Below are 19773 nucleotides of genomic sequence, written 5' to 3'. Positions count from 1 at the left end.
GAGGCCCCATGGCATTGCCCACCCGCCATTCACTCTTTCCGTTCCTGAGCTGGCTGCCGCGGCAGACCCGCGCCAGTGTCGGCCGTGACCTGATCGTCGGCCTGAGCGGTGCGATTCTCGCTTTGCCGCAGTCGATTGCCTACGCCCTGATTGCCGGACTGCCGCCGGAATACGGCTTGTATGCGGCGATTGTGCCGGTGCTGATCGCCTGCTTGTGGGGTTCGTCGTGGCACCTGATCTGCGGTCCTACGGCGGCGATTTCCATTGTCCTGTATGCCAGCGTCAGTCCCCTGGCCATGCCGGCCACCCAGGACTACGTCACCTTGATCCTGTTGCTGACGGTGCTGGCGGGGGTTTTCCAGTGGCTGCTGGGGTTGTTGCGTTTCGGCGCGCTGGTGAACTTCGTCTCACACTCGGTGGTGCTGGGTTTCACCCTGGGCGCGGCGGTGGTGATCGCCCTGGGGCAGTTGCCCAACCTGCTGGGTCTCGATCTGCCCAATGAAGCCACGGCGTTGAAAGGGCTGCTGATGTTGGTCAGTCATATCGAGGCTGTGGATAAGCCTTCTCTGTTTCTCGGTTTGGGCACGCTGGTGCTGGGCGTGGTGCTCAAACGGCTGCTGCCGCGCTGGCCGAGCCTGTTGATAACTTTGGTCATCAGCAGCCTGGTGGTCTGGCTGTGGCCAGGGATGTTCGGGCATGTCGCGCTGGTCAGCGCCTTTGCCGGGCGCTTGCCGCCGTTCTCTGCGCTGCCGCTGGACCTGGATCTGATCCTGCGCCTGCTGCCCGGCGCGGTTGCGGTGGGCATGCTCGGGTTGGTGACCAGCCTGTCCATTGCTCGCTCGTTGTCAGTACGCTCCGGGCAGTTACTCGACGCGAACCAGGAGGTCAGGGCGCAGGGGCTTTCCAATATTGTGGGAGGGTTCTTTTCCGGATCCTTGTCAGCGGGTTCCTTTACCCGTTCCGGCCTCAGTTATGAAGCCGGCGCTTGCTCGCCCCTGGCCGGGGTTTTCTCGGCACTGTGGGTGGCCTTGTTTGCGGTAACCGGTGCCAAGCTGATTTCGCACATTCCGATACCGGCCATGGCCGGCAGCATCCTGTTGATCGCCTGGGGGCTGGTGGATTATCGCGGCGTCCGGGCGTTGTTTCGCGTGAGTCGCGCCGAATTCGTGGTGATGAGCCTCACTTGCCTGGCCACGCTGCTGCTGGAGCTGCAGACCGCTATCTATGCCGGCGTGCTGGCGTCGCTGTTCTTCTACCTCAAGCGCACCTCGCAACCGCGGGTGCAACACGCCCGTGAGGGTGAAGCTGACATCCTGCGGGTTGGCGGTTCGATCTTTTTTGGTGCCAGCCATTACCTGCAAGTGCGTCTGCAACGGTTGCAGGCACAACGGGTGGTGATCGATGCCCAGCAGATCAACTTCATCGACTACTCCGGCGTGGAAATGCTGCACCAGGAAGCCCGGCGCTTGCGCACCCAAGGGCGCAGCCTGACGTTGCGCAGGGCCAGGCCCCATGTGGTGGAAGAGTTGAAGAAGCTGGAAGGGCCGGAGCACTGTCCGATCCATTTCGAAGACTAGGGCTTAAGGTAGACACACCCTGTGGCGAGGGGATTTATCCCCGCTGGGGCGCGCAGCGGCCCTGGTTTTTTGGGACGGCTTCGCAGTCCAACGGGGATAAATCCCCTCGCCACAACAGTCTGTAGCCTACAGTGCGAGCTGGCGCCGCAATTCGGCCAGCACTGGCGCGGTGTCCGGGCGTACCCCGCGCCACAGGTAGAACGCTTCGCCCGCCTGCTCGGCGAGCATGCCCAAGCCATCCATCGCCACCGCCGCGCCGTGTTCGCTGGCCCAGCGACAGAACGAAGTGGGCTCCTTGCCATACATCATGTCGTAGCAGAACGTCATGCCGGGCTCGATCAAACTTGCGGCAATCGGCGGTACATCACCGGACAGGCTCGCCGATGTGGCGTTGATAATCAGGTCCACCGGCTCTTGCAGCCAGTCGAAACCGCTGGCCGAGACCGGGCCCAGGTCGGCGAACAACTCGGCCAGCAACTCGGCTTTTTCCACCGTGCGGTTGGCGATGATCACCGAGGCCGGCGCTTCGGCCAGCAGCGGTTCCAAGGCACCGCGCACAGCACCGCCGGCGCCCAGCAACAGGATGCGTTTGCCCTTGAGGTTTAAACCTGCGTTGACGGTCAGGTCCCGTACCAGTCCGGCACCATCGGTGTTGTCACCCAACAGATGGCCATCGGCCAGCTTGCTCAAAGTGTTCACCGCCCCGGCCCGCTGGGCCCGCTCGGTCAGGCTGTCGGCCAGGCGGAAGGCGTCTTCCTTGAACGGCACGGTGACATTCGCCCCACGCCCCTCGCGGAAGAATTCCCGCGCGCAGCCGGCGAAATCGTCCAAAGGCGCGAGCAGCGTGCTGTAGTCCAGTGTTTGCCCGGTCTGCTCGGCGAAGAGACGGTGGATCAGCGGTGATTTGCTGTGGCCGATCGGGTTACCCATTACAACGTAGCGGTCCATGGATAATCCTCGTTCAGGCCGTCGCCAGCCAATCGCGATCCTGCAGGAAATACTCGGTCAGCCGCGCCTCTTCGCTGCCCGGTTCGGCTTTCCAGTCATAGCCCCAGCGCACTTGCGGCGGCAAGGACATCAGGATCGACTCGGTACGCCCGCCCGATTGCAGCCCGAACAGGGTGCCGCGGTCGTAGACCAGGTTGAACTCCACGTAGCGTCCGCGGCGAAACTCCTGGAATTCCCTTTGTTTGGCGGTAAACGGGTCCTGCTTGCGGCGCCGCACGATAGGCAGGTAAGCCTCGATGTAGGCATCGCCGATGGCGCGCATGAAGGCGAAGCTGGTGTCGAAATCCCACTCGTTCAGGTCGTCGAAAAACAGGCCGCCAATGCCACGGGGCTCGTTGCGATGCTTGATATGGAAATAGCTGTCGCACCAGGCTTTGTAGCGCGAATACACGTCGGGGCCGAACGGGGCACAGGCCTGTTGGGCAACGCGGTGCCAATGCACGCAGTCTTCTGCCACGCCGTAGTACGGTGTCAGGTCGAAGCCGCCGCCGAACCACCAGACCGGCTCTTCGCCTTCCTTTTCAGCGATGAAAAAACGCACATTGGCGTGGGACGTAGGCACATGAGGGTTGTGGGGATGGATGACCAATGACACACCCAGCGCTTCGAAGCCGCGCCCGGCCAGTTCCGGCCGATGGGCGCTGGCCGAGGGGGGGAGACCGCTGCCGAAGACGTGGGAAAAGTTGACGCCGCCCTTTTCGATCACCGTACCGTTTTCAATCACTCGCGTGCGACCGCCACCACCGGCGGGGCGGGTCCAGGCATCTTCGACGAAACGAGTGCCGCCGTCTTCGGTTTCCAGGGCCGCACAGATGCGGTCTTGCAGGTCGAGCAGGTAGGCTTTCACGGCCTCGGTGCGAGTGGTCATGACATCACCTTGATCAGGGCTACGCTACGCGGCTTGCAGCGGGCCGGTGGCAAATGGGCGCACAGGATACCACCGCACTTGCCTACGCCACAGTTGACGAAGGTCAAGCTTAGGAGTCCGATAGCAGGCTTGGTAAAAAGTCCACGACAAGGAGAAAGTGAAGATGGCCAAACGTATTCAGTTCAGTTCCCACGGCGGCCCCGAAGTGCTCGAGTACGTGGGCTACCAGCCTGCCGAACCGGGCCCGCAGCAGGTGCGGGTCAGCAACAAGGCGATCGGCCTGAACTTCATCGATACCTATTATCGCAGCGGTCTTTACCCGCCACCGGCCTTGCCCTCGGGCTTGGGGGCCGAGGGGGCGGGTGTGGTCGAGGCCGTCGGTTCAGACGTCACGCGGTTCAAGGTCGGTGACCGGGTAGCTTATGGCAGCGGTCCGCTGGGGGCCTACAGCGACGTGCATGTGTTGCCCGAGGCCAATCTGGTGCATTTGCCCGAGTCCATCAGTTTCGAACAGGCGGCCGGCGTGATGCTCAAGGGCCTGACCGTGCAATACCTGCTGCGTCAGACCTACGAGCTCAAAGGGGGGGAAACCATCCTGTTCCATGCCGCTGCTGGTGGCGTGGGCTCTTTGGCCTGCCAGTGGGCCAAGGCCCTGGGCGTGCGATTGATCGGCACCGTCAGCTCAGCGGAAAAAGCCGCCATCGCTAAATCCCACGGCGCTTGGGAAACCATCGACTACAGCAAGGAAAACGTCGTACAGCGGGTGCTGGAGCTGACCGACGGCAAGAAAGTCCCGGTGGTCTATGACGGTGTCGGCAAGGACACCTGGCTGACCTCCCTGGACTGCGTAGCGCCCCGTGGCCTGTTGGTGAGTTTCGGCAATGCTTCCGGTGCGGTGGACGGCGTGAACCTGGGGATACTCGCGGCCAAAGGCTCGCTGTACGTCACCCGTCCGACCCTGGCCACTTACGCCAATAACGCCGAGAACCTGCAGCGCATGGCCGATGAGCTGTTCGGCATGATCAGCAGCGGCAAGATCAAAGTGGATATCAACCAGCGTTATCCACTGGCCGAAGCGGCCAAGGCCCAGGCCGAGTTGTCGGCGCGGCGCACAACCGGGTCGACGATTCTTTTGCCCTGATTTAGAGGGTGCTAAAGAACCTGTGGGAGCGAGCTTGCTCGCGATAGCGGAGTATCAGCCAACATCTATGTCAACTGATCCGACGCTATCGCGAGCAGGCTCGCTCCCACAGGGTTTGATGCAAGATCCGGAAGGTGTGTTCGGGCTCAGTCCGGCCGCACCACGTTGCCGGTCGCCAGGTCGCGAATCACGCTGGGGTTCTTGCGCCCACCCAGGTTACCGCCCAGCACCAGGTCGATCTGCCCACGGAAATATTGCTCGACGCGAATTCGCGTGCGCGCCGCCGGGCGGCCCTGAGGGTTGGCCGAGGTGGACACCAGCGGCCCCACCAGTGAGCACAAGTCGCGCACGGTGGGGTGATCGCTGACCCGCAGCGCAACCGTGTCGTGCACACCGGTAATCCATTGCGGCAGCAGATTCTGGTGCGGCACCAGCCAGGTATTAGGCCCAGGCCAGGTGCTGGCCATTCGATCCATCCAGGTTTCAGGGAAATCTTCGAACAGAAAGTCGAACTGGTGGATGTTGTCAGCCACCAGGATCAAACCCTTATCGGGCAGCCGCGACTTGATCGCCAGCAGGCGCTCCACCGCGTCTTCGTTCCACGGGTCGCAGCCCAGGCCCCAGACCGCTTCGGTTGGATAGGCAATCACCGCCCCGGCGCGAATTTCTCGCGCGGCTTGTTGCACACGCCAACTGTTGACCATGAAAGACTCTCCACAACGCAAATAAGGCTGTGCGCAGTTTACCGATCTTCCCCATAAAACCTAGCGCGCAAACCAGCGCCCGTTGTCACAGACCGCCCGTCCCTCCATTTCCAGCTCAGTCAGCGCCGCCAGGACTTTGGGCAAGCTCCAGCCGCTGGCGGCGGCCAGCGCTTCGCTGCCAAGCGGCGCGGCATGGAGCAAGCGCAACAGCGGATGGGTGACGGGCGTCGGTTCCATGGACAGCGGCAACTGCTGCCAGCCCCGCAATGCTTCAAGGATGTGCTCGACGGTTTCCACCAGCGCCGCGCCGTCGCGGATCAACTGATGGCAGCCCTTCGCGCCGGGGTGGTGGATCGACCCCGGAATGGCGTACACCTCGCGCCCTTGTTCGGCCGCCAAGCGTGCGGTGATCAGCGAACCGCTGGCGACACTGGCCTCCACCACCAGTACACCGAGGGACAGACCGCTGATGATCCGGTTGCGACGAGGAAAGTTGCTGGCGTGGGGCGGCGCGTCCAGCGGGAACTCCGACAGCACCGCGCTGCCTTGGGCGATCATCGCGTCCGCCAGCCGACGATTGCGCTGTGGATAAAAATTTTCCAGCCCTGTGCCCAGCACGCCAATTGTTTGCCCACCCACATCCAGCGCTGCTTGATGGGCCGCCGCGTCGATCCCCAAGGCCAGGCCGCTGGTGATGACAAAACCGGCACCGGCCAGGCTTCGGGAAAACGCCGCGGCGGTGTCCATGCCCGGTCGCGATGCCCGGCGGCTGCCGACCATCGCCAGCTGTGGTTTTTCCAGAATGGTCGCGTCGCCGGCGACGAACAACAGCGGTGGCGCATCGCTGATCTGCGCCAGCAGCGCGGGGTAGTCAGGCTGGTCCCACATCAGTAAACGCTGGGCCGAACCCTCCAGCCAGGCCAATGCATGGGCGGCGCCGTCACGCACATCCGGGTTGCGCCGAGCCTCGGCACACGCCGCGGGCAACCTCAGCGCTCGCCAGGCGCTGGCCGGTGCGCTGATGGCTTTGGAGGCCGAGCCAAAGGCCTCCATCAGGGTCATGAAACGTTTGGGGCCCAGTTCCGGCAAGCGGTGCAGGCGCAGACGGGCCTCCAGTTCCGCAGGGGAAACCGAAGCAGATTCAGGCAATGACATGGATCATCCTTGATCGTTATAAGCCCCGTCGAAACGGGAACAAGCTGTGGATAACTCTGTTGGTAACTTGTGAGACCCGTTATGGATTGCGCACTTTGTCGAGTACCGCCAGCGAGCGCGAGGCGTATAGCACCAAGCCATAGCTGAGCTTGTCGTAGGTGCGAAAAACCATCAGCAGGCCAGCACGTTCATCGGGAATTTTCACCTGCTCGCCGGTGATGCGGTCGCGCACGGTCTCGCCGGTCTTCATCACCGCCAGCACATTGCCTTCGGCCAGCCCGTCGCGACGGCCCTTGTTCAGGGTGACTACATCCAGGGCGCCGATCTGGGTGACGCCGCGGGGTACATCGAGGATCAGCCCGTTGATCTCCGTTTTCGGTGCGCTGGGCATGAACGTCGAGTTGATCGAGCGTTCTTCGCCACTGAACAGGCGATCGCCGAGGCGCACCTCCTGGGTCGTGCGTTGCAGGGCCAGGGTTGTGATGTCGCCTTCGCTCGCCACGACTTCACCGCTGCCGATGTCATCGGCGTTGATGCCCAGGAACTCCTTGGTTTCGGGATCGGTGTAGACCTTGCCCTGACGGAAGATGCCGTACGCCGACTGGTCCGCGTCGAAGGGGCCGCGGGCAAAGATCCGGTCTCCCGTGCCGCTGAGGACCCGTTCGGCATCGCCTGCAACGATGTAGGGCGCCTTGTCGAAATCCTCGGCCGTGTCGACGATGCGGTTGCTCAGCAAAAAGCTGTTGATGGCCTGCAGCGGGATGCTCGGAATCGCGTCGGCCACCGGCGAGCTGCGAATGCGCGGTGACAGCTTGATGGTGCCCCGCGAAGCGCCGCGATTGAGGGTCAGGCGCGGTTGACCGTTGACGTAGACCAGCGACAGGGTGTCGCCGGGATAAATCAGGTTGGGGTTCTCGATCTGTGGGTTGGCTTGCCAGAGTTCGGGCCATTTCCACGGTTCACGCAAGTATTTGCCGGAGATGTCCCACAGCGTGTCCCCCGTCACCACTGTGTATTGCTGGGGAAAACCTTCCCGAAGTTGCACTTGCCCGTGCGCGATACCGGCCGAGGCCAGAAGCAGCAGGGCGAGTAGTGATTTCCTCATGCGGTGAATCCCTTTATTATGTGCGTTCGCGTAAAACGCCAGAGCCCCCGTGGCTCGCTCCGTGATTGAGGAGCAACGTTTTACAACGGTAGCCTGCATCCCAAGACACGCCAGGCCAGCCACCCGACTTTACTTCACACGTGCATTTATCAAGCTTATGGCCATTTTGAACATTCTCGAATTTCCGGACCCGCGCCTGCGCACTATCGCCAAACCGGTGGCCGTAGTGGACGACGAAGTGCGTCAGTTGGTCGATGACATGTTTGAAACAATGTATGAGGCGCCAGGCATCGGCCTCGCCGCGACCCAGGTCAACGTGCACAAACGTATCGTCGTGATGGACCTTTCCGAAGACCGCAGCGAGCCCCGGGTGTTCATCAATCCCGAGTTCGAAACCCTGACCGACGAGATGGACCAATACCAGGAAGGCTGTCTCTCGGTGCCCGGCTTCTACGAAAACGTCGACCGCCCGCAGAAGGTCAAGATCAAAGCCCTGGACCGTGACGGCCAGCCTTACGAGCTAATCGCCGAAGGGTTGCTGGCGGTGTGCATCCAGCATGAGTGCGACCACCTCAACGGCAAGCTGTTCGTGGACTACCTGTCTACCCTCAAGCGTGACCGGATCAAGAAAAAACTGGAAAAACTTCATCGCCAGAATGCTTGACGCCCCCTTCAAAGGCTTGCCGCGGCAAGCCTTTTTCTTTTGCGACTGCTTTGTAAATGAGAGCTTCCCATGACTGAGCCACTGCGCATCGTCTTTGCCGGCACTCCCGAGTTCGCCGCCGAACACCTCAAGGCCCTGCTGGCCAGCCCCCATGAAATCATCGCGGTCTACACCCAGCCGGATCGGCCGGCCGGTCGCGGGCAAAAACTGATGCCCAGCCCGGTCAAGCAACTGGCCCTGGAGAACGGTCTGCAGGTCTTGCAGCCGCCGACCCTGCGCGACGCTCAGGCCCAGGCCGAATTGGCCGCGCTCAAACCCGACTTGATGGTGGTGGTCGCCTACGGCCTGATCCTGCCCCAAGTGGTGCTGGACATTCCGCGCCTGGGTTGCATCAACAGCCACGCCTCGCTGCTGCCGCGCTGGCGCGGTGCGGCGCCGATCCAGCGCGCCGTGCAAGCCGGCGATGCCGAGAGCGGCGTCACCGTGATGCGCATGGAAGCCGGTCTGGACACCGGGCCGATGCTGCTCAAGGTCAGCACGCCCATCAGCGCCGAAGACACCGGCGGCAGCCTGCACGACCGCCTCGCACTGATCGGCCCGCCCGCCGTGGTCCAGGCCATCGCCGGCCTCGCCGCCGGCACGCTGGAAGGCGAAGTGCAGGATGACAGCCTCGCCACCTACGCCCACAAACTGAACAAGGACGAAGCACGCATCGACTGGAGCCGCCCGGCCATCGAGCTGGAGCGTCTGGTGCGTGCCTTCAACCCGTGGCCGATCTGCCACAGCACCTTGAACGGCGAGGCTCTGAAAGTGCTGGCGGCAAGCCATGTCGAGGGGCAGGGCGCGCCGGGTGAAATCCTTGGTGCCAGCAAGGACGGCCTCGTCGTCGCCTGTGGCGAGCAGGCGCTGTGTCTGACACGTCTGCAATTACCCGGTGGCAAGGCGCTGAACTTCAGCGATTTGTACAACAGCCGCCGTGAGAAATTTGCCGTCGGCACAGTGCTGGGCCAAGCGGCGGACGCTTCATGAACCCGCGTCTGGCCGCCGCCAAGGCGCTTGCTGCGGTCCTGAGCGGAAAAGCCTCACTCAACAGTTCCCTGCCGACCCAACTGGACAAGGTTGAAGACCGTGATCGCGGTTTCACCCAGGACCTGGCATTCGGCACCGCCCGTTGGCAGCCACGGCTGTCGGCCCTGGCGGCGAAGCTGCTGCAGAAACCGTTCAAGGCCGCCGATGCCGACGTCGAAGCGCTGCTGCTGGTGGGGCTCTATCAATTGCTCTACACCCGCGTGCCTGCCCACGCCGCCATCGGTGAAACCGTGGGCTGCGCCGACAAACTGAAAAAGCCGTGGGCCAAGGCCCTGCTCAATGCCGTGCTGCGCCGCGCCCAACGGGAAAGCGAAACCCTGTTGGCCGAGCTGGAACACGACCCGGTGGTGCGCACTGCCCATCCGCGCTGGTTGCAAAAATCCCTGAAAGCCTTCTGGCCCGAGCAGTGGGAGGCCATCTGCGCGGCCAACAATGCCCATCCGCCGATGATCCTGCGGGTCAACCGTCGCCACCATACGCGCGATGCCTACCTGGCGTTACTGGGCGAGGCTGGTATCCCGGCCATCCCGTGCCAGTACAGCCGCGACGGTATCGTGCTGGAAACCCCCGGCGATGTACGCACGCTGCCGGGCTTTGCCGACGGTTGGATCAGCGTCCAGGACGAAGCCGCGCAACTGGCTGCCGACCTGCTGGAGCTGGCGCCCGGCCAACGCGTGCTGGATGCCTGCTGCGCACCGGGTGGCAAGACCTGCCACATCCTCGAGGCCGAGCCGAAACTGGCCGGCGTGGTGGCGGTGGACCTGGAAGCCAAGCGCCTGGTGCGCGTGAAGGAAAACCTCGAACGCCTTGGCCTGGACGCCGAACTGATTGCCGCCGATGGCCGCGACACCGCCAGCTGGTGGGATGGCAAGCCATTTCAACGCATCCTGCTGGACGCACCGTGTTCGGCCACCGGCGTGATCCGCCGTCATCCCGACATCAAGCTCACTCGCCAGCCGGACGATATCGCCGCACTGGCGGTATTGCAGGGGCAATTGCTCGATGCGTTGTGGATAACCCTGGAAGTGGGCGGCATGCTGCTGTATGCCACGTGTTCAACGTTGCCGACCGAGAACACCGAAGTGATCGAAGCATTCCTCGCCCGTACCCCCGGTGCCCGGGAGCTGGACATTGCCAGCCAGGCCGGGGTGAAGCAGCCCCATGGTCGGCAGTTGCTGGCCCAAGAGGGCGGCCACGACGGGTTCTACTACGCCAAACTGATCAAGATCGCCGCCGCACGCGGTTAAAACCGATTCGATAGGAGTGACCGGATGAAAATCATCATCCTCGGCGCAGGGCAGGTCGGCGGTTCGCTGGCTGAACATCTGGCCAGTGAAGCCAACGACATCACCGTGGTCGACACCGACGGTGACCGCCTGCGCGATCTCGGTGACCGCCTCGACATCCGTACCGTACAGGGCCGTGGCTCATTGCCTACGGTGTTGCGTCAGGCCGGTGCCGACGATGCCGACATGCTGGTGGCTGTCACCAACAGCGATGAAACCAACATGGTGGCCTGCCAGGTCGCTCACACGCTGTTCCACACCCCGACCAAGATCGCCCGGGTGCGCGAGGCGGCCTACCTGACCCGCGCCGACCTGTTCGACAACGAAGCGATCCCGGTGGATGTACTGATCAGCCCCGAGCAAGTGGTGACCAACTACATCAAGCGCCTGATCGAACACCCGGGCGCCTTGCAGGTGATCGACTTTGCCGAAGGCAAGGCGCAATTGGTCGCGGTCAAGGCCTACTACGGCGGACCGCTGGTGGGCCAGCAACTGCGCCAGCTGCGCGAGCACATGCCGAATGTGGAGACGCGGGTCGCGGCGATTTTCCGACGTGACCGGCCGATCCTGCCCCAGGGCGATACCGTGATCGAAGCGGACGACGAGGTATTTTTCATCGCCGCCAAGGCCAATATTCGCGCGGTGATGAGCGAAATGCGCCGTCTCGACGAAAACAACAAGCGCATCGTGATTGCCGGCGGCGGGCAGATCGGCGAGCGTCTGGCCGAAGCCATCGAAAGCCGCTATCAGGTCAAGATCATCGAGATGAACCCGGCGCGCTGCCGTTACCTCTCGGATAACCTCGACAGCACCGTGGTGTTGCAGGGCAGCGCCTCGGACCGTGACTTGCTCCTGGAAGAAAACATCGCCGACGCCGACATCTTCCTGGCCCTGACCAACGACGACGAAGCCAACATCATGTCGTCGCTGCTGGCCAAGCGCCTGGGGGCGAAGAAGGTGATGACCATCATCAACAACCCGGCCTACGTCGACCTGATCCAGGGTGGCGAGATCGACATCGCCATCAGCCCGCAACTGGCAACCATCGGCACCTTGCTGGCCCACGTGCGGCGCGGCGACATCGTCAGCGTGCACTCCCTGCGCCGTGGCGCGGCCGAAGCCATCGAGGCGATTGCCCATGGCGATGCCAAGTCCAGCAAAGTCATCGGCAAGGCCATCCGCGACCTCGGCCTGCCGCCAGGCACCACCATCGGCGCGATCATCCGCGACGAACAAGTGCTCATCGCCCACGACGACACCATGATCCAGACCGGCGACCATGTGATCCTGTTCCTGGTGGATAAAAAGCATATTCGCGATGTCGAGAAGCTGTTCCATGTGGGATTGAGTTTCTTCTGATCCAGGCTTTGCGGTGGCAGCAATGGCCTCATCGCGAGCAAGCTCGCTCCCACAGAGGATCTCCATGGCTCACAAATATCGTGGGCAACCCCAACCCCTGTGGGAGCGAGCCTGCTCGCGATAGCTATCTAGCAGCCAACGGATCAACCCCTGACACAACCGATAAGGACGCCGCCATGCTCGACTCCCTGGAAAAAATGCTCGCCAAAGGTGTGGATAACTCATTGCTGCGCTTCGGCCTGGGCAAGGGCTACCTGGACCTCGGCGAATTCGCCCGGGCCGCCGAACACTTCCAACGCTGCGTCGAACTCGACCCCAAATACTCAGCAGCATGGAAACTCTTAGGCAAAGCACACCAAGGCCAAGGCGACCTACCGGCAGCCCGCCAAGCCTGGGAACAAGGCCTCGAAGCCGCCCGCGCCCATGGCGACAAACAAGCCGAAAAAGAAATGACCGTGTTCCTCAAAAAACTGGACCGCCACCCCTGAACGCCACGTACCCGTGGCGAGGGAGCTTGCTCCCGCTTGAGTGCGAAGCACTCACAAAAAAGCCCACCGCGTTCTCACTACCCGCCCGCCAAACAACCAACACACAAAACCCTGTGGTNGAGGGAGCTTGCTCCCGCTTGAGTGCGAAGCACTCACAAAAAAGCCCACCGCGTTCTCACTACCCGCCCGCCAAACAACCAACACACAAAACCCTGTGGTGAGGGGATTTATCCCCGCTGGGCTGCGAAGCAGCCCCAAACAGCCAACACGCAACTTCAGCCAGCCTAGCGTTGTCTTGCGCAGTTGCCGGAGACCGGTTGCATCGATAGCAGAAGGTCGCCCAAGAACCTCCCTTCGTCTCGTAAAGTGGCAACCCGACCGACCCGTGCCTATAGTCTTTGGCGCTAGACAGCTACCGGAGGCATGGACATGAGCCAGAGCATTTCGCCCGCCGCTTCACTTGTGCAAAAAACAGGCATGGTCGCCACGACCTTATGGGGCTCGGACAAAATCGCAGGTATCACGGTCGATCCGGACGGTGCTATCTGGCTTGGCGCTTATAGCCGCCTGGGGCTAGGAGGCGAAGAGGATTCAGGCTTCACCGGCAGCCTGGTCCGGTTCAATGCCAACGGTAGCCTGGACCGCGACTTCAGCGGCGACGGTAAATCCCTTCTCCCGGTGTCGCTCGACATCGAGGACGGCGGTAATGCCGCCGTGCAGCCGGGCGGAGGCTACCTGGTGGCGCGCTACGTGAAAGTAGGCGATGCCTGGGTGTCGGGCATCAGTCGTAACTTGGCCGACGGCAGCCTCGATACGAGTTTCGGGAACGGCGGCACCGTGACAGTGCCTTTCTATTGGAATGAAGATCTAGGCCAGCAAGCGTCGTTCTCCGTGCAACGCGACGGCAGCTTCTTCGCAAGCGCTGGGTATCCGTCCGGGGAGATCTATATCGCCCGCTTCGACGCGACGGGGGCCTTGGTCTCGTCTTTCGCAGAGGCTGGGATCCTGCACCTACCCGCGTCCGTCGGCATTCACCCCAGCGGCACGTTCGACGTTTCATTGCAGGGAGACGGGAAGGTATTGGTCACGGGGCAAGATACCCTGACCCGCCTCAACCCGGACGGTACGCTGGATAGCAGCTTTGCGAACGGCGGCAGCCTGGCCCTGGATGTCCATGCAGACGCCCTCGTCATCCAGAATGACGGCAAAATCCTGCTGGCGGGCGCCTCGGGCGGCGTGGCGAGCGTCATCCGACTCAATGCCGACGGCTCACTCGACACCGGTTTCGGCGATCAGGGTCAGGTACGTTGGGGCTCGGAAAGCGCTCCTTTCGCAGTCGCCGACATGATCGTGCTGGCCGACGGCAAGCTATTGATAGGCGGAAGCCAAGGTACGAGCGCGGACGGCTATCTGGCCGCCTTGGTCCAGTTGAACCCCGACGGCAGCCTGGACCACAGCTTTGGCAATCCTGACGACGGCTATTACCACCTTGACGGTGGCCGCGATGATGACTTCTTGCTCGGGACCGCCTCGTTCGACGATGCGATCTTTGGCGGGGCCGGAAACGACCTGCTCGATGGCCAGCAAGGTCGTGACCTGCTGACGGGCGGCGCGGGGGACGATACGTTCCGTTACCTGTCAGTCACAGACAGCTACCGCACCGCAAACGCGGCCCATAGCGACCGCATCACCGACTTCGACCCCAGCAGCGATACCCTCGACCTCTCCTCCCTGGGCTTCCTCGGGCTTGGCAATGGCCATGACGGAACGCTGGCGATACGCGTCAATGAAAGCGGGACGCGGACCTACCTCAAGAGTTTCGAGGCCAACGCCGATGGGGAACGCTTCGAAGTGGTCTTCGACGGTAACTTGGGCCAAACGCTGAATGAAACCAATCTCCTGTTTCAGCAAGCCAGGTTGATGGGCATCGAAGGGGACGATCGTTTACAAGGCAACGCTCGAAGCGAAGTCATCGAAGGGGCCGCGGGCGATGATCGTCTTTATGGCGCGCTAGGGAATGATGTGTTGGTTGGCGGAGAGGGCCGGGACCTATTGGCGGGTGGCGGTAACAACGATGTGTTCCGCTTCGACGGACTGAGCGACAGCTACCGTACCGCCACCGAAAACCACACTGATCGCCTGATGGACTATACCGCGGGTGAAGACACGATCGACTTGTCCGCCTTGGGTTTTACCCGACTGGGAAATGGTTACGACGGCACGCTGGACGTGATTTTCAATGAAGCCAAGAACCTGACTTACTTGAAGAGCTACGAAGCCGACGCGTCCGGGGCTCGATTCGAGTTGAGCTTGGTGGGGGACCATTCCGGTTACCGCGACTTGAACATCATCTTCGCCGAGCCCTTGGATGAGGAGGCTATTCAATTGATTGGAGTGGCTAACGACTTCTGGGTGTAAAACACAAACTTGACCAGTTCAGATCGCCACTCCTGACTTCGCATAGGACCGCTTCTGTGGCGAGGGAGCTTGCTCCCGCTTGAGTGCGCAGCACTCATAAAAAAGCCGACCACGTCTTCAATAACAGCCCGCCAAACAGCCAACACACAAAACCTAGTGGCGAGGGGATTTATCCCCGCTGGGCTGCGAAGCAGACCCAAAAAAGCCAACGGAATCAGCCTGACACACTGCGACTCCTGCGCATGACCAACACACCCTGCCGGCAAGGCGAAATGATTTGAATCCAATCCGCTCCTTGTAGAAAATCGCCACCTTTACCCCAAAAGGATATGGGCGATGAAGTTCGAAGGGACTTTCCAATACATGGGCAATCACGGGATCGTCTTCAACGTCTCGCAGATCACCCTCACCGACAGCGAACGTGGGCGCTTGCGCGAGCTGCATTTTGGCGAAGCGAAAAGCGCCCACTATGAGGTCAACAGCAAGGTCGTCGAGGTGTACGACAAGATGCTGGCCAAAAACCTGCCGTGCGTGATGATGATCGGCATCTCCAAACCGTTGATCCGGCAACAGGGCGATGCCCTCAACGCCCAGCGCACCACGATCGCCAACCTTGCAGCCGCGGCCTTCGCATCCGCCGCCAAGGCTGTGGCCCCTCTTACGTGGCGGCATCTGTAGGGGGCGGTGTGCGCACGTATACCAATCAAACTCTACCCATCTACCATGCTGGCGACGTACTGGTCAGCATCGGGGCGCAGGTCAACGGCGGTATCGGCCCGCAACGCACCCTCTCGACATTGATCATCAAGGCCTGACCGGAGACGTACATGTCCGTAATTACTCAATTGGTCATTGCCTTGGTGTTGTCCTTTCTGCTCGATCGATTCCTCAAACCCTATCTGCTACGCAAGTGGCTAGGCGTGGTGTTGGTGGTGGCGGGTGCGGTTGGCTGCGTTTTGGCCGGTCAGACCCGCTTGTTGGGGTTTGATCTGGGGTTGCTGTCGGTTTTTGCCGTGGCGATAGGGATGGGGTTGTTCATGAAGCGGCGGCGGTTTGAGGAGGTTGGCTGAATGGTAAAGGGGAGAGTTCTTCTGAAAATGTATTCTTCGCCTTTCGCTCTTTTTATGCACCCGTCGCGATGAGGAGCCGTTGATGCAATTTCGAGGTTTTACGTTTGGCCACATTGAGGTCGAGGCCGAAGGACGAGCCCACGACCTACATAACTTCTATGCGGCCAGCGCCATTCACTATGCAGCGCTAGAGCGCACACTCATTCTCAGGTTTACTCGGCGCACCGAAGACTGGGTGCCACCAGAGGAAGCGAGACAGATCACCGTGAAATTCCGTGAGGTGAGCTACTTTCGTGCCGAGGGGCGCGATCCGGATTTGGCCGAGGATGATTGTGTACTTCATGCGATTGGAACTGTGGAGTCTGGTGCTGAGACGAAAAATTTTTACCTGGCGGATAACATTCCGGCAGACCAGCACTTAGTTGTGTGCTTTGCGTCAGGGCTGACGTTACGGATACAGGCGGAGGAAGCAATATGTGAGATTGATGTCTAGGCGCCCGCTGTGGCCGATTCTCGACTGTCGTCACCGGCAGAGAGCGGCCCCTGGACATCCTGATGGCGAAACAGTAGCTTTTTTAGCTAGTAGGCGAGAAATACTCAATAGCGAATCATCCTCCTCATGCCGCACTTCACTTGGACTATGTCGAGAAATGGGACCGAAAACTGAAGAGCTGATCTGCATTCTTGATCAGCTTGCAATAGTGCTTGAAAGCGGCGGAGACACCCACTGGAGTTTCTGGATGCGTAAGGCAAGGGCACTATTGCTGGATTCTGATTACTCTGGGATTGAGTATCTACTGTCAGCCTATGGCGGAATGGGCTCATTAAATGATCTCATTCTTGGTCAAAGCTATGTCGGTGGCGTCCTTTCCTGGAATCCAGGTCATGTCGAGCTAAACGAAAAATTCATTGAATTGCGCAACAACGCCGAGCAGCTCGCCTACGCAATAAAACGGTCTCAAGATTGATCAGGCACCTAAACAACGTCCCCCGCAGCCGCGTTTGTGCATTCCCTTCGCGTCAAACCTTAGACGGCAGTAGATGAATCCAACTCTCGACACGGAAGTGTCTAGTCCTGAAACAGGTGTAAACCTTATTCAGGACTAGACAAAATAAATCTGAGAATCATCTGGCCGGCCTTCCCCCTCACAGAGGTGGCGCAAAATTCAAGGTGCGAACTTAGACTTCTGCTGAGGAGGCTGTGATGAAATTCTGTGGCATAGACCTGCATTCGAACAGCAGCGTTGTAGTGCTGGCCCTGGTCCTCACGCTGTTCGGCTGCGCTACCGCGTCGGACCCGCCGAGGAGTGCGGGTGGCGATTGGCGGTCCTTCTATGTAGTGAATCATGGCCTGCATACCGGGTTGGTCATTGCGCGCCCCGATCTGCTTCAGGTGCTTCCCACACTGGCCGAAGCGTTCAGCGACGGCGACTTCGTGGAGTTCGGTTGGGGTGACGAGGATTTTTACCGAGCCCCACAGGCCACCTTGAGCCTCGCCCTGCGAGCCTTGTTCGGGTCGAAGGCAACCGTGCTGCATGCGGTCAAGATTGACGGGGATCCCAGGCGGCGTTTCGCCACAAGCGAGGTCATCGAGGTGCGGGTGACGGAGGACGGTTACCGACGACTGCTCGCGTTCGTGGCCGGGACCTTCACTCACTCAGCGACGGGCACCTTGGTGGTGCTCGGGCCTGGCTTGTATGGAGAGAGCCGGTTCTACCAGGCCGAGGGTCGCTATTCGCTGTTTTATACCTGCAATACCTGGGTCGCAGAGGCGCTGACCGCGAGCGGTTGCCCAATGTCGCCTACGACGGCGATTACGGCGGGGAACGTCATGTCGCAGTTACGCCGGGCGACAGCGGTCGGTGCGTCCTGCCTTGACTGAAAAGGGGACGACTGAAAAAGGGAGACTGACAAGGGGAAAGAGAGATCTTCTGAAAATGAATCCCTTTGTCCAAGGAGAACCGTGATGTGGCCTAGTCAGTCGACATTTCCAATGTTCGCGAGAAAAATCCTGGTGTCCCGATTAGACCGCAGACAGACTACGCGGCATGCCGATGGCGCAGTCGCCACAAGTTGTTCCATCTTCGCTCGTGCTGATTTTTTCGTCCGCCACATGAACCTGAAAAACTCCGGCAGATTAGCCAGTCGTTCGGGGCAGTTCTCCGGCAAGTCAGGCCGAGATCGACCGTGCTTAAGCAGCGTTCTGAGCAGTACGCGCCAGAATCTAAGCGTCGCCGATCGATCAATCCATATCAAAAGATCTGCGCGGCTCAATCGGTTGTCCCAAGTAGCTGAATGGCCTCCTTCGAATATCCAGCGATCACGGGCCTCGACCTCGCGACAGAGGCGCGTTTTTTCGTCACAGGTTCGTTCGACCCATCCTGGCAGCCAGTGAATAGTGTCGATATGAACGACAGGCAAGCCCGTATGCTCGCCAAGCTTACGTGCCAAGGTGCTCTTTCCAGACCCAGGCTGACCAACAATCATCACCCGTTGCATCGAAGCTCCTTTTCGCTATGCATGCTGATTTTGGGGGCGCGATTTTACGTCGATGCGCGTCTCCGTCAACTGCAAGGTGGGTTTACGTCCTTGGCGCTACTTCGGAAAGAGACCATGATTTTGCGTTCACCTGTAACCGGACCGTCTCATCATCGTGGGCTGTCGCCGTTTCAGTGAGTGGCTAGGGAGCTGTTGTCCCGAATCTGGTTGATACACCACCGAATCCATTATCATCAGCCCGCGATTCGGCAGCCCCAAGCCCCGGAAAGGTCAGGGCACCCAATGGAAATCAGGGAGAGATGGATGTACCTCAATCAAAAGTCCGGCCGCTGTATCTTGTTGGCCGGTGCGCTGGTAATTAGCGGTTGCACTTCTTTTTTGCAGGGCAAGCAGTATGTCGTTCCCGGCCCCAATGAACCCTCCGCAACGGTTCGCCTCAAGGCTGGAAATGGTGCGAGACTGGATGCCATGACCTTCAGCGATAATGGATGCTATGCGGGTTACACAATCCTGCCCTCTAACGGCGACTACATCGAATCCCGGGTTGCCGTGGACAAGGAGCTGATCCTGACCTATGGGCAGGTCGCAGGAAGCAGCGTGTGTCAAATACCGTTCTCCTTCACGCCACAGAACGGCGCCACCTACACCTTGATCCAAGGCTCCTGGAGCAAGCCCAAGGTGGGCATTCTCCCAATCTTCAACCGCGACGAATACTTCTGCGGGGTAGGCGTGATCAAGAAAGTCGGCGATCAGGAGAGCGTCGAACCCATTCAACAGCTGCAAATCAAGACTGGGTTCGCATGCCTGAGGTTCGTTAAATAAAGGCACTGCACGGCATCCGTTGCGCGTCGGTTGAATCTTTTCGGACGGATACTGAAGAATGAATTTGGCCTCGTTTTCAAATCTGCTCAACAACGCGGCACCGTCCGTAACACCAATGATTTCATGGATCACGGCGATTTTTAGGGGCGTGTGATCGAGCTGAAAATCTGAGTTGTTGCGGGAACTGGGGACAGATCACGATTTTGCGCTCACCTGTAATCGGACCGTCTCATAATCGTGGTCTGTCCCGTTTCCTTCCCCGTTTCCGCGCGTTTGCCCATGTCCCCGTTTCCGCAGGCGGAAAAGGAAATGACCGAGTTTCTCAAGAAACTGGACCGTCACCCCTGATACCCCCCGGCGACTCGATCTACCGTGGCGAGGGCGCTTGCCCCCGCTTGAGTGCGCAGCACTCATAGAAAACATCAGAAATAAATCCGCTTCTATTGAATGATAGCAATGCATAGCAAAAACTAGGTATTTCAGCTAGCTTTAGCTATCTTTCTATAGATTTTGCTATTTC

19 protein-coding genes and 1 pseudogene are annotated in these 19773 nt (G+C 60.5%); 14 read left to right on the top strand and 6 right to left on the bottom strand.

Annotation, left to right across the window (positions count from 1 at the left end; genetic code table 11):
* Positions 1 to 8 precede the first annotated feature (8 nt).
* Positions 9 to 1577: a SulP family inorganic anion transporter gene (locus tag MKS85_RS25455; protein ID WP_139048726.1), complete on the top strand. Its 1569-nt coding sequence runs from the start codon at positions 9 to 11 to the stop codon at positions 1575 to 1577.
* Between the two features lie 126 nt (positions 1578 to 1703).
* On the opposite strand, the gene aroE is transcribed toward MKS85_RS25455, so the two are convergent.
* Both aroE and hemF read right to left on the bottom strand, forming a co-directional pair.
* The gene (gene aroE / locus MKS85_RS25450) at positions 1704 to 2525 is read right to left on the bottom strand and encodes a shikimate dehydrogenase (protein WP_188252225.1); all 822 of its coding nucleotides are present in this window, start codon (positions 2523 to 2525) and stop codon (positions 1704 to 1706) included.
* Positions 2526 to 2538: 13 nt separating this feature from the next.
* Positions 2539 to 3453 (bottom strand): oxygen-dependent coproporphyrinogen oxidase, encoded by a 915-nt coding sequence (hemF, locus tag MKS85_RS25445; RefSeq protein WP_047229813.1) that lies wholly within the window; start codon positions 3451 to 3453, stop codon positions 2539 to 2541.
* Positions 3454 to 3616: 163 nt separating this feature from the next.
* Between hemF and MKS85_RS25440 the strand changes: the two genes are divergently transcribed.
* Entirely contained in the window at positions 3617 to 4594 is a 978-nt protein-coding gene (locus MKS85_RS25440; protein ID WP_047229814.1) for an NADPH:quinone reductase, read from the top strand.
* A 146-nt stretch (positions 4595 to 4740) separates the two neighbouring features.
* Here the strand turns inward: MKS85_RS25440 and MKS85_RS25435 are convergent, their stop codons facing one another.
* The 3 genes from MKS85_RS25435 to MKS85_RS25425 all read right to left on the bottom strand — a co-directional run bounded on the left by MKS85_RS25435 (position 4741) and on the right by MKS85_RS25425 (position 7558).
* Positions 4741 to 5298, bottom strand: coding sequence for an L-threonylcarbamoyladenylate synthase (locus tag MKS85_RS25435; protein ID WP_047229815.1), 558 nt, complete (start codon positions 5296 to 5298; stop codon positions 4741 to 4743).
* Between the two features lie 60 nt (positions 5299 to 5358).
* Entirely contained in the window at positions 5359 to 6453 is a 1095-nt protein-coding gene (dprA, locus tag MKS85_RS25430; RefSeq protein ID WP_047229816.1) for a DNA-processing protein DprA, read from the bottom strand.
* A gap of 79 nt (positions 6454 to 6532) precedes the next feature.
* A complete protein-coding gene (locus MKS85_RS25425) occupies positions 6533 to 7558 on the bottom strand; it encodes a LysM peptidoglycan-binding domain-containing protein (protein ID WP_076383137.1) in 1026 nt (341 codons plus the stop codon).
* 157 nt (positions 7559 to 7715) lie between these two features.
* On the opposite strand from MKS85_RS25425, the gene def reads away from it, so the two are divergent.
* The 11 genes and pseudogenes from def (at position 7716) to MKS85_RS25370 (ending at position 17814) form a co-directional block, all read left to right on the top strand.
* A complete protein-coding gene (gene def / locus MKS85_RS25420) occupies positions 7716 to 8222 on the top strand; it encodes a peptide deformylase (protein ID WP_003196300.1) in 507 nt (168 codons plus the stop codon).
* A 69-nt stretch (positions 8223 to 8291) separates the two neighbouring features.
* Complete coding sequence (fmt, locus tag MKS85_RS25415) at positions 8292 to 9251, top strand: methionyl-tRNA formyltransferase (protein ID WP_160891474.1); 960 nt, start codon at positions 8292 to 8294, stop codon at positions 9249 to 9251.
* Complete coding sequence (gene rsmB / locus MKS85_RS25410) at positions 9248 to 10558, top strand: 16S rRNA (cytosine(967)-C(5))-methyltransferase RsmB (protein WP_188252226.1); 1311 nt, start codon at positions 9248 to 9250, stop codon at positions 10556 to 10558. The genes fmt and rsmB overlap by 4 nt, the downstream gene beginning before the upstream one ends.
* Before the next feature lie 24 nt (positions 10559 to 10582).
* Positions 10583 to 11956 (top strand): Trk system potassium transporter TrkA, encoded by a 1374-nt coding sequence (gene trkA / locus MKS85_RS25405; protein ID WP_047229820.1) that lies wholly within the window; start codon positions 10583 to 10585, stop codon positions 11954 to 11956.
* A gap of 176 nt (positions 11957 to 12132) precedes the next feature.
* Positions 12133 to 12444, top strand: coding sequence for a tetratricopeptide repeat protein (locus MKS85_RS25400; RefSeq protein WP_047229821.1), 312 nt, complete (start codon positions 12133 to 12135; stop codon positions 12442 to 12444).
* 429 nt (positions 12445 to 12873) lie between these two features.
* The gene (locus MKS85_RS25395) at positions 12874 to 14862 is read left to right on the top strand and encodes a M10 family metallopeptidase C-terminal domain-containing protein (RefSeq protein ID WP_188252227.1); all 1989 of its coding nucleotides are present in this window, start codon (positions 12874 to 12876) and stop codon (positions 14860 to 14862) included.
* A 336-nt stretch (positions 14863 to 15198) separates the two neighbouring features.
* Positions 15199 to 15677 (top strand): annotated as a pseudogene (locus MKS85_RS25390) (hypothetical protein).
* Positions 15678 to 15689: 12 nt separating this feature from the next.
* Entirely contained in the window at positions 15690 to 15932 is a 243-nt protein-coding gene (locus MKS85_RS25385) for a hypothetical protein (protein ID WP_139048732.1), read from the top strand.
* Between the two features lie 82 nt (positions 15933 to 16014).
* Positions 16015 to 16425: a hypothetical protein gene (locus tag MKS85_RS25380; RefSeq protein ID WP_139048733.1), complete on the top strand. Its 411-nt coding sequence runs from the start codon at positions 16015 to 16017 to the stop codon at positions 16423 to 16425.
* A 157-nt stretch (positions 16426 to 16582) separates the two neighbouring features.
* Positions 16583 to 16900, top strand: coding sequence for a DUF6966 domain-containing protein (locus tag MKS85_RS25375; RefSeq protein WP_139048734.1), 318 nt, complete (start codon positions 16583 to 16585; stop codon positions 16898 to 16900).
* Between the two features lie 236 nt (positions 16901 to 17136).
* Positions 17137 to 17814, top strand: a complete 678-nt coding sequence (locus MKS85_RS25370; protein ID WP_139048735.1) for a DUF2459 domain-containing protein — start codon at positions 17137 to 17139, stop codon at positions 17812 to 17814.
* Positions 17815 to 17909: 95 nt separating this feature from the next.
* Here MKS85_RS25370 and MKS85_RS25365 read toward each other — a convergent pair whose 3' ends face one another.
* The gene (locus MKS85_RS25365) at positions 17910 to 18431 is read right to left on the bottom strand and encodes an AAA family ATPase (RefSeq protein WP_139048736.1); all 522 of its coding nucleotides are present in this window, start codon (positions 18429 to 18431) and stop codon (positions 17910 to 17912) included.
* Between the two features lie 303 nt (positions 18432 to 18734).
* On the opposite strand from MKS85_RS25365, the gene MKS85_RS25360 reads away from it, so the two are divergent.
* Complete coding sequence (locus MKS85_RS25360) at positions 18735 to 19253, top strand: hypothetical protein (RefSeq protein WP_139048737.1); 519 nt, start codon at positions 18735 to 18737, stop codon at positions 19251 to 19253.
* Positions 19254 to 19773 lie beyond the last annotated feature (520 nt).

The sequence above is a fragment of the Pseudomonas sp. JL2 genome, from assembly GCF_031570495.1.
GTDB classification, from domain to species: Bacteria; Pseudomonadota; Gammaproteobacteria; order Pseudomonadales; family Pseudomonadaceae; genus Aquipseudomonas; species Aquipseudomonas rhizophila.
Note: the sequence above shows the minus strand (reverse complement) of the source record. Positions and strands in the feature narration are given on the sequence as shown.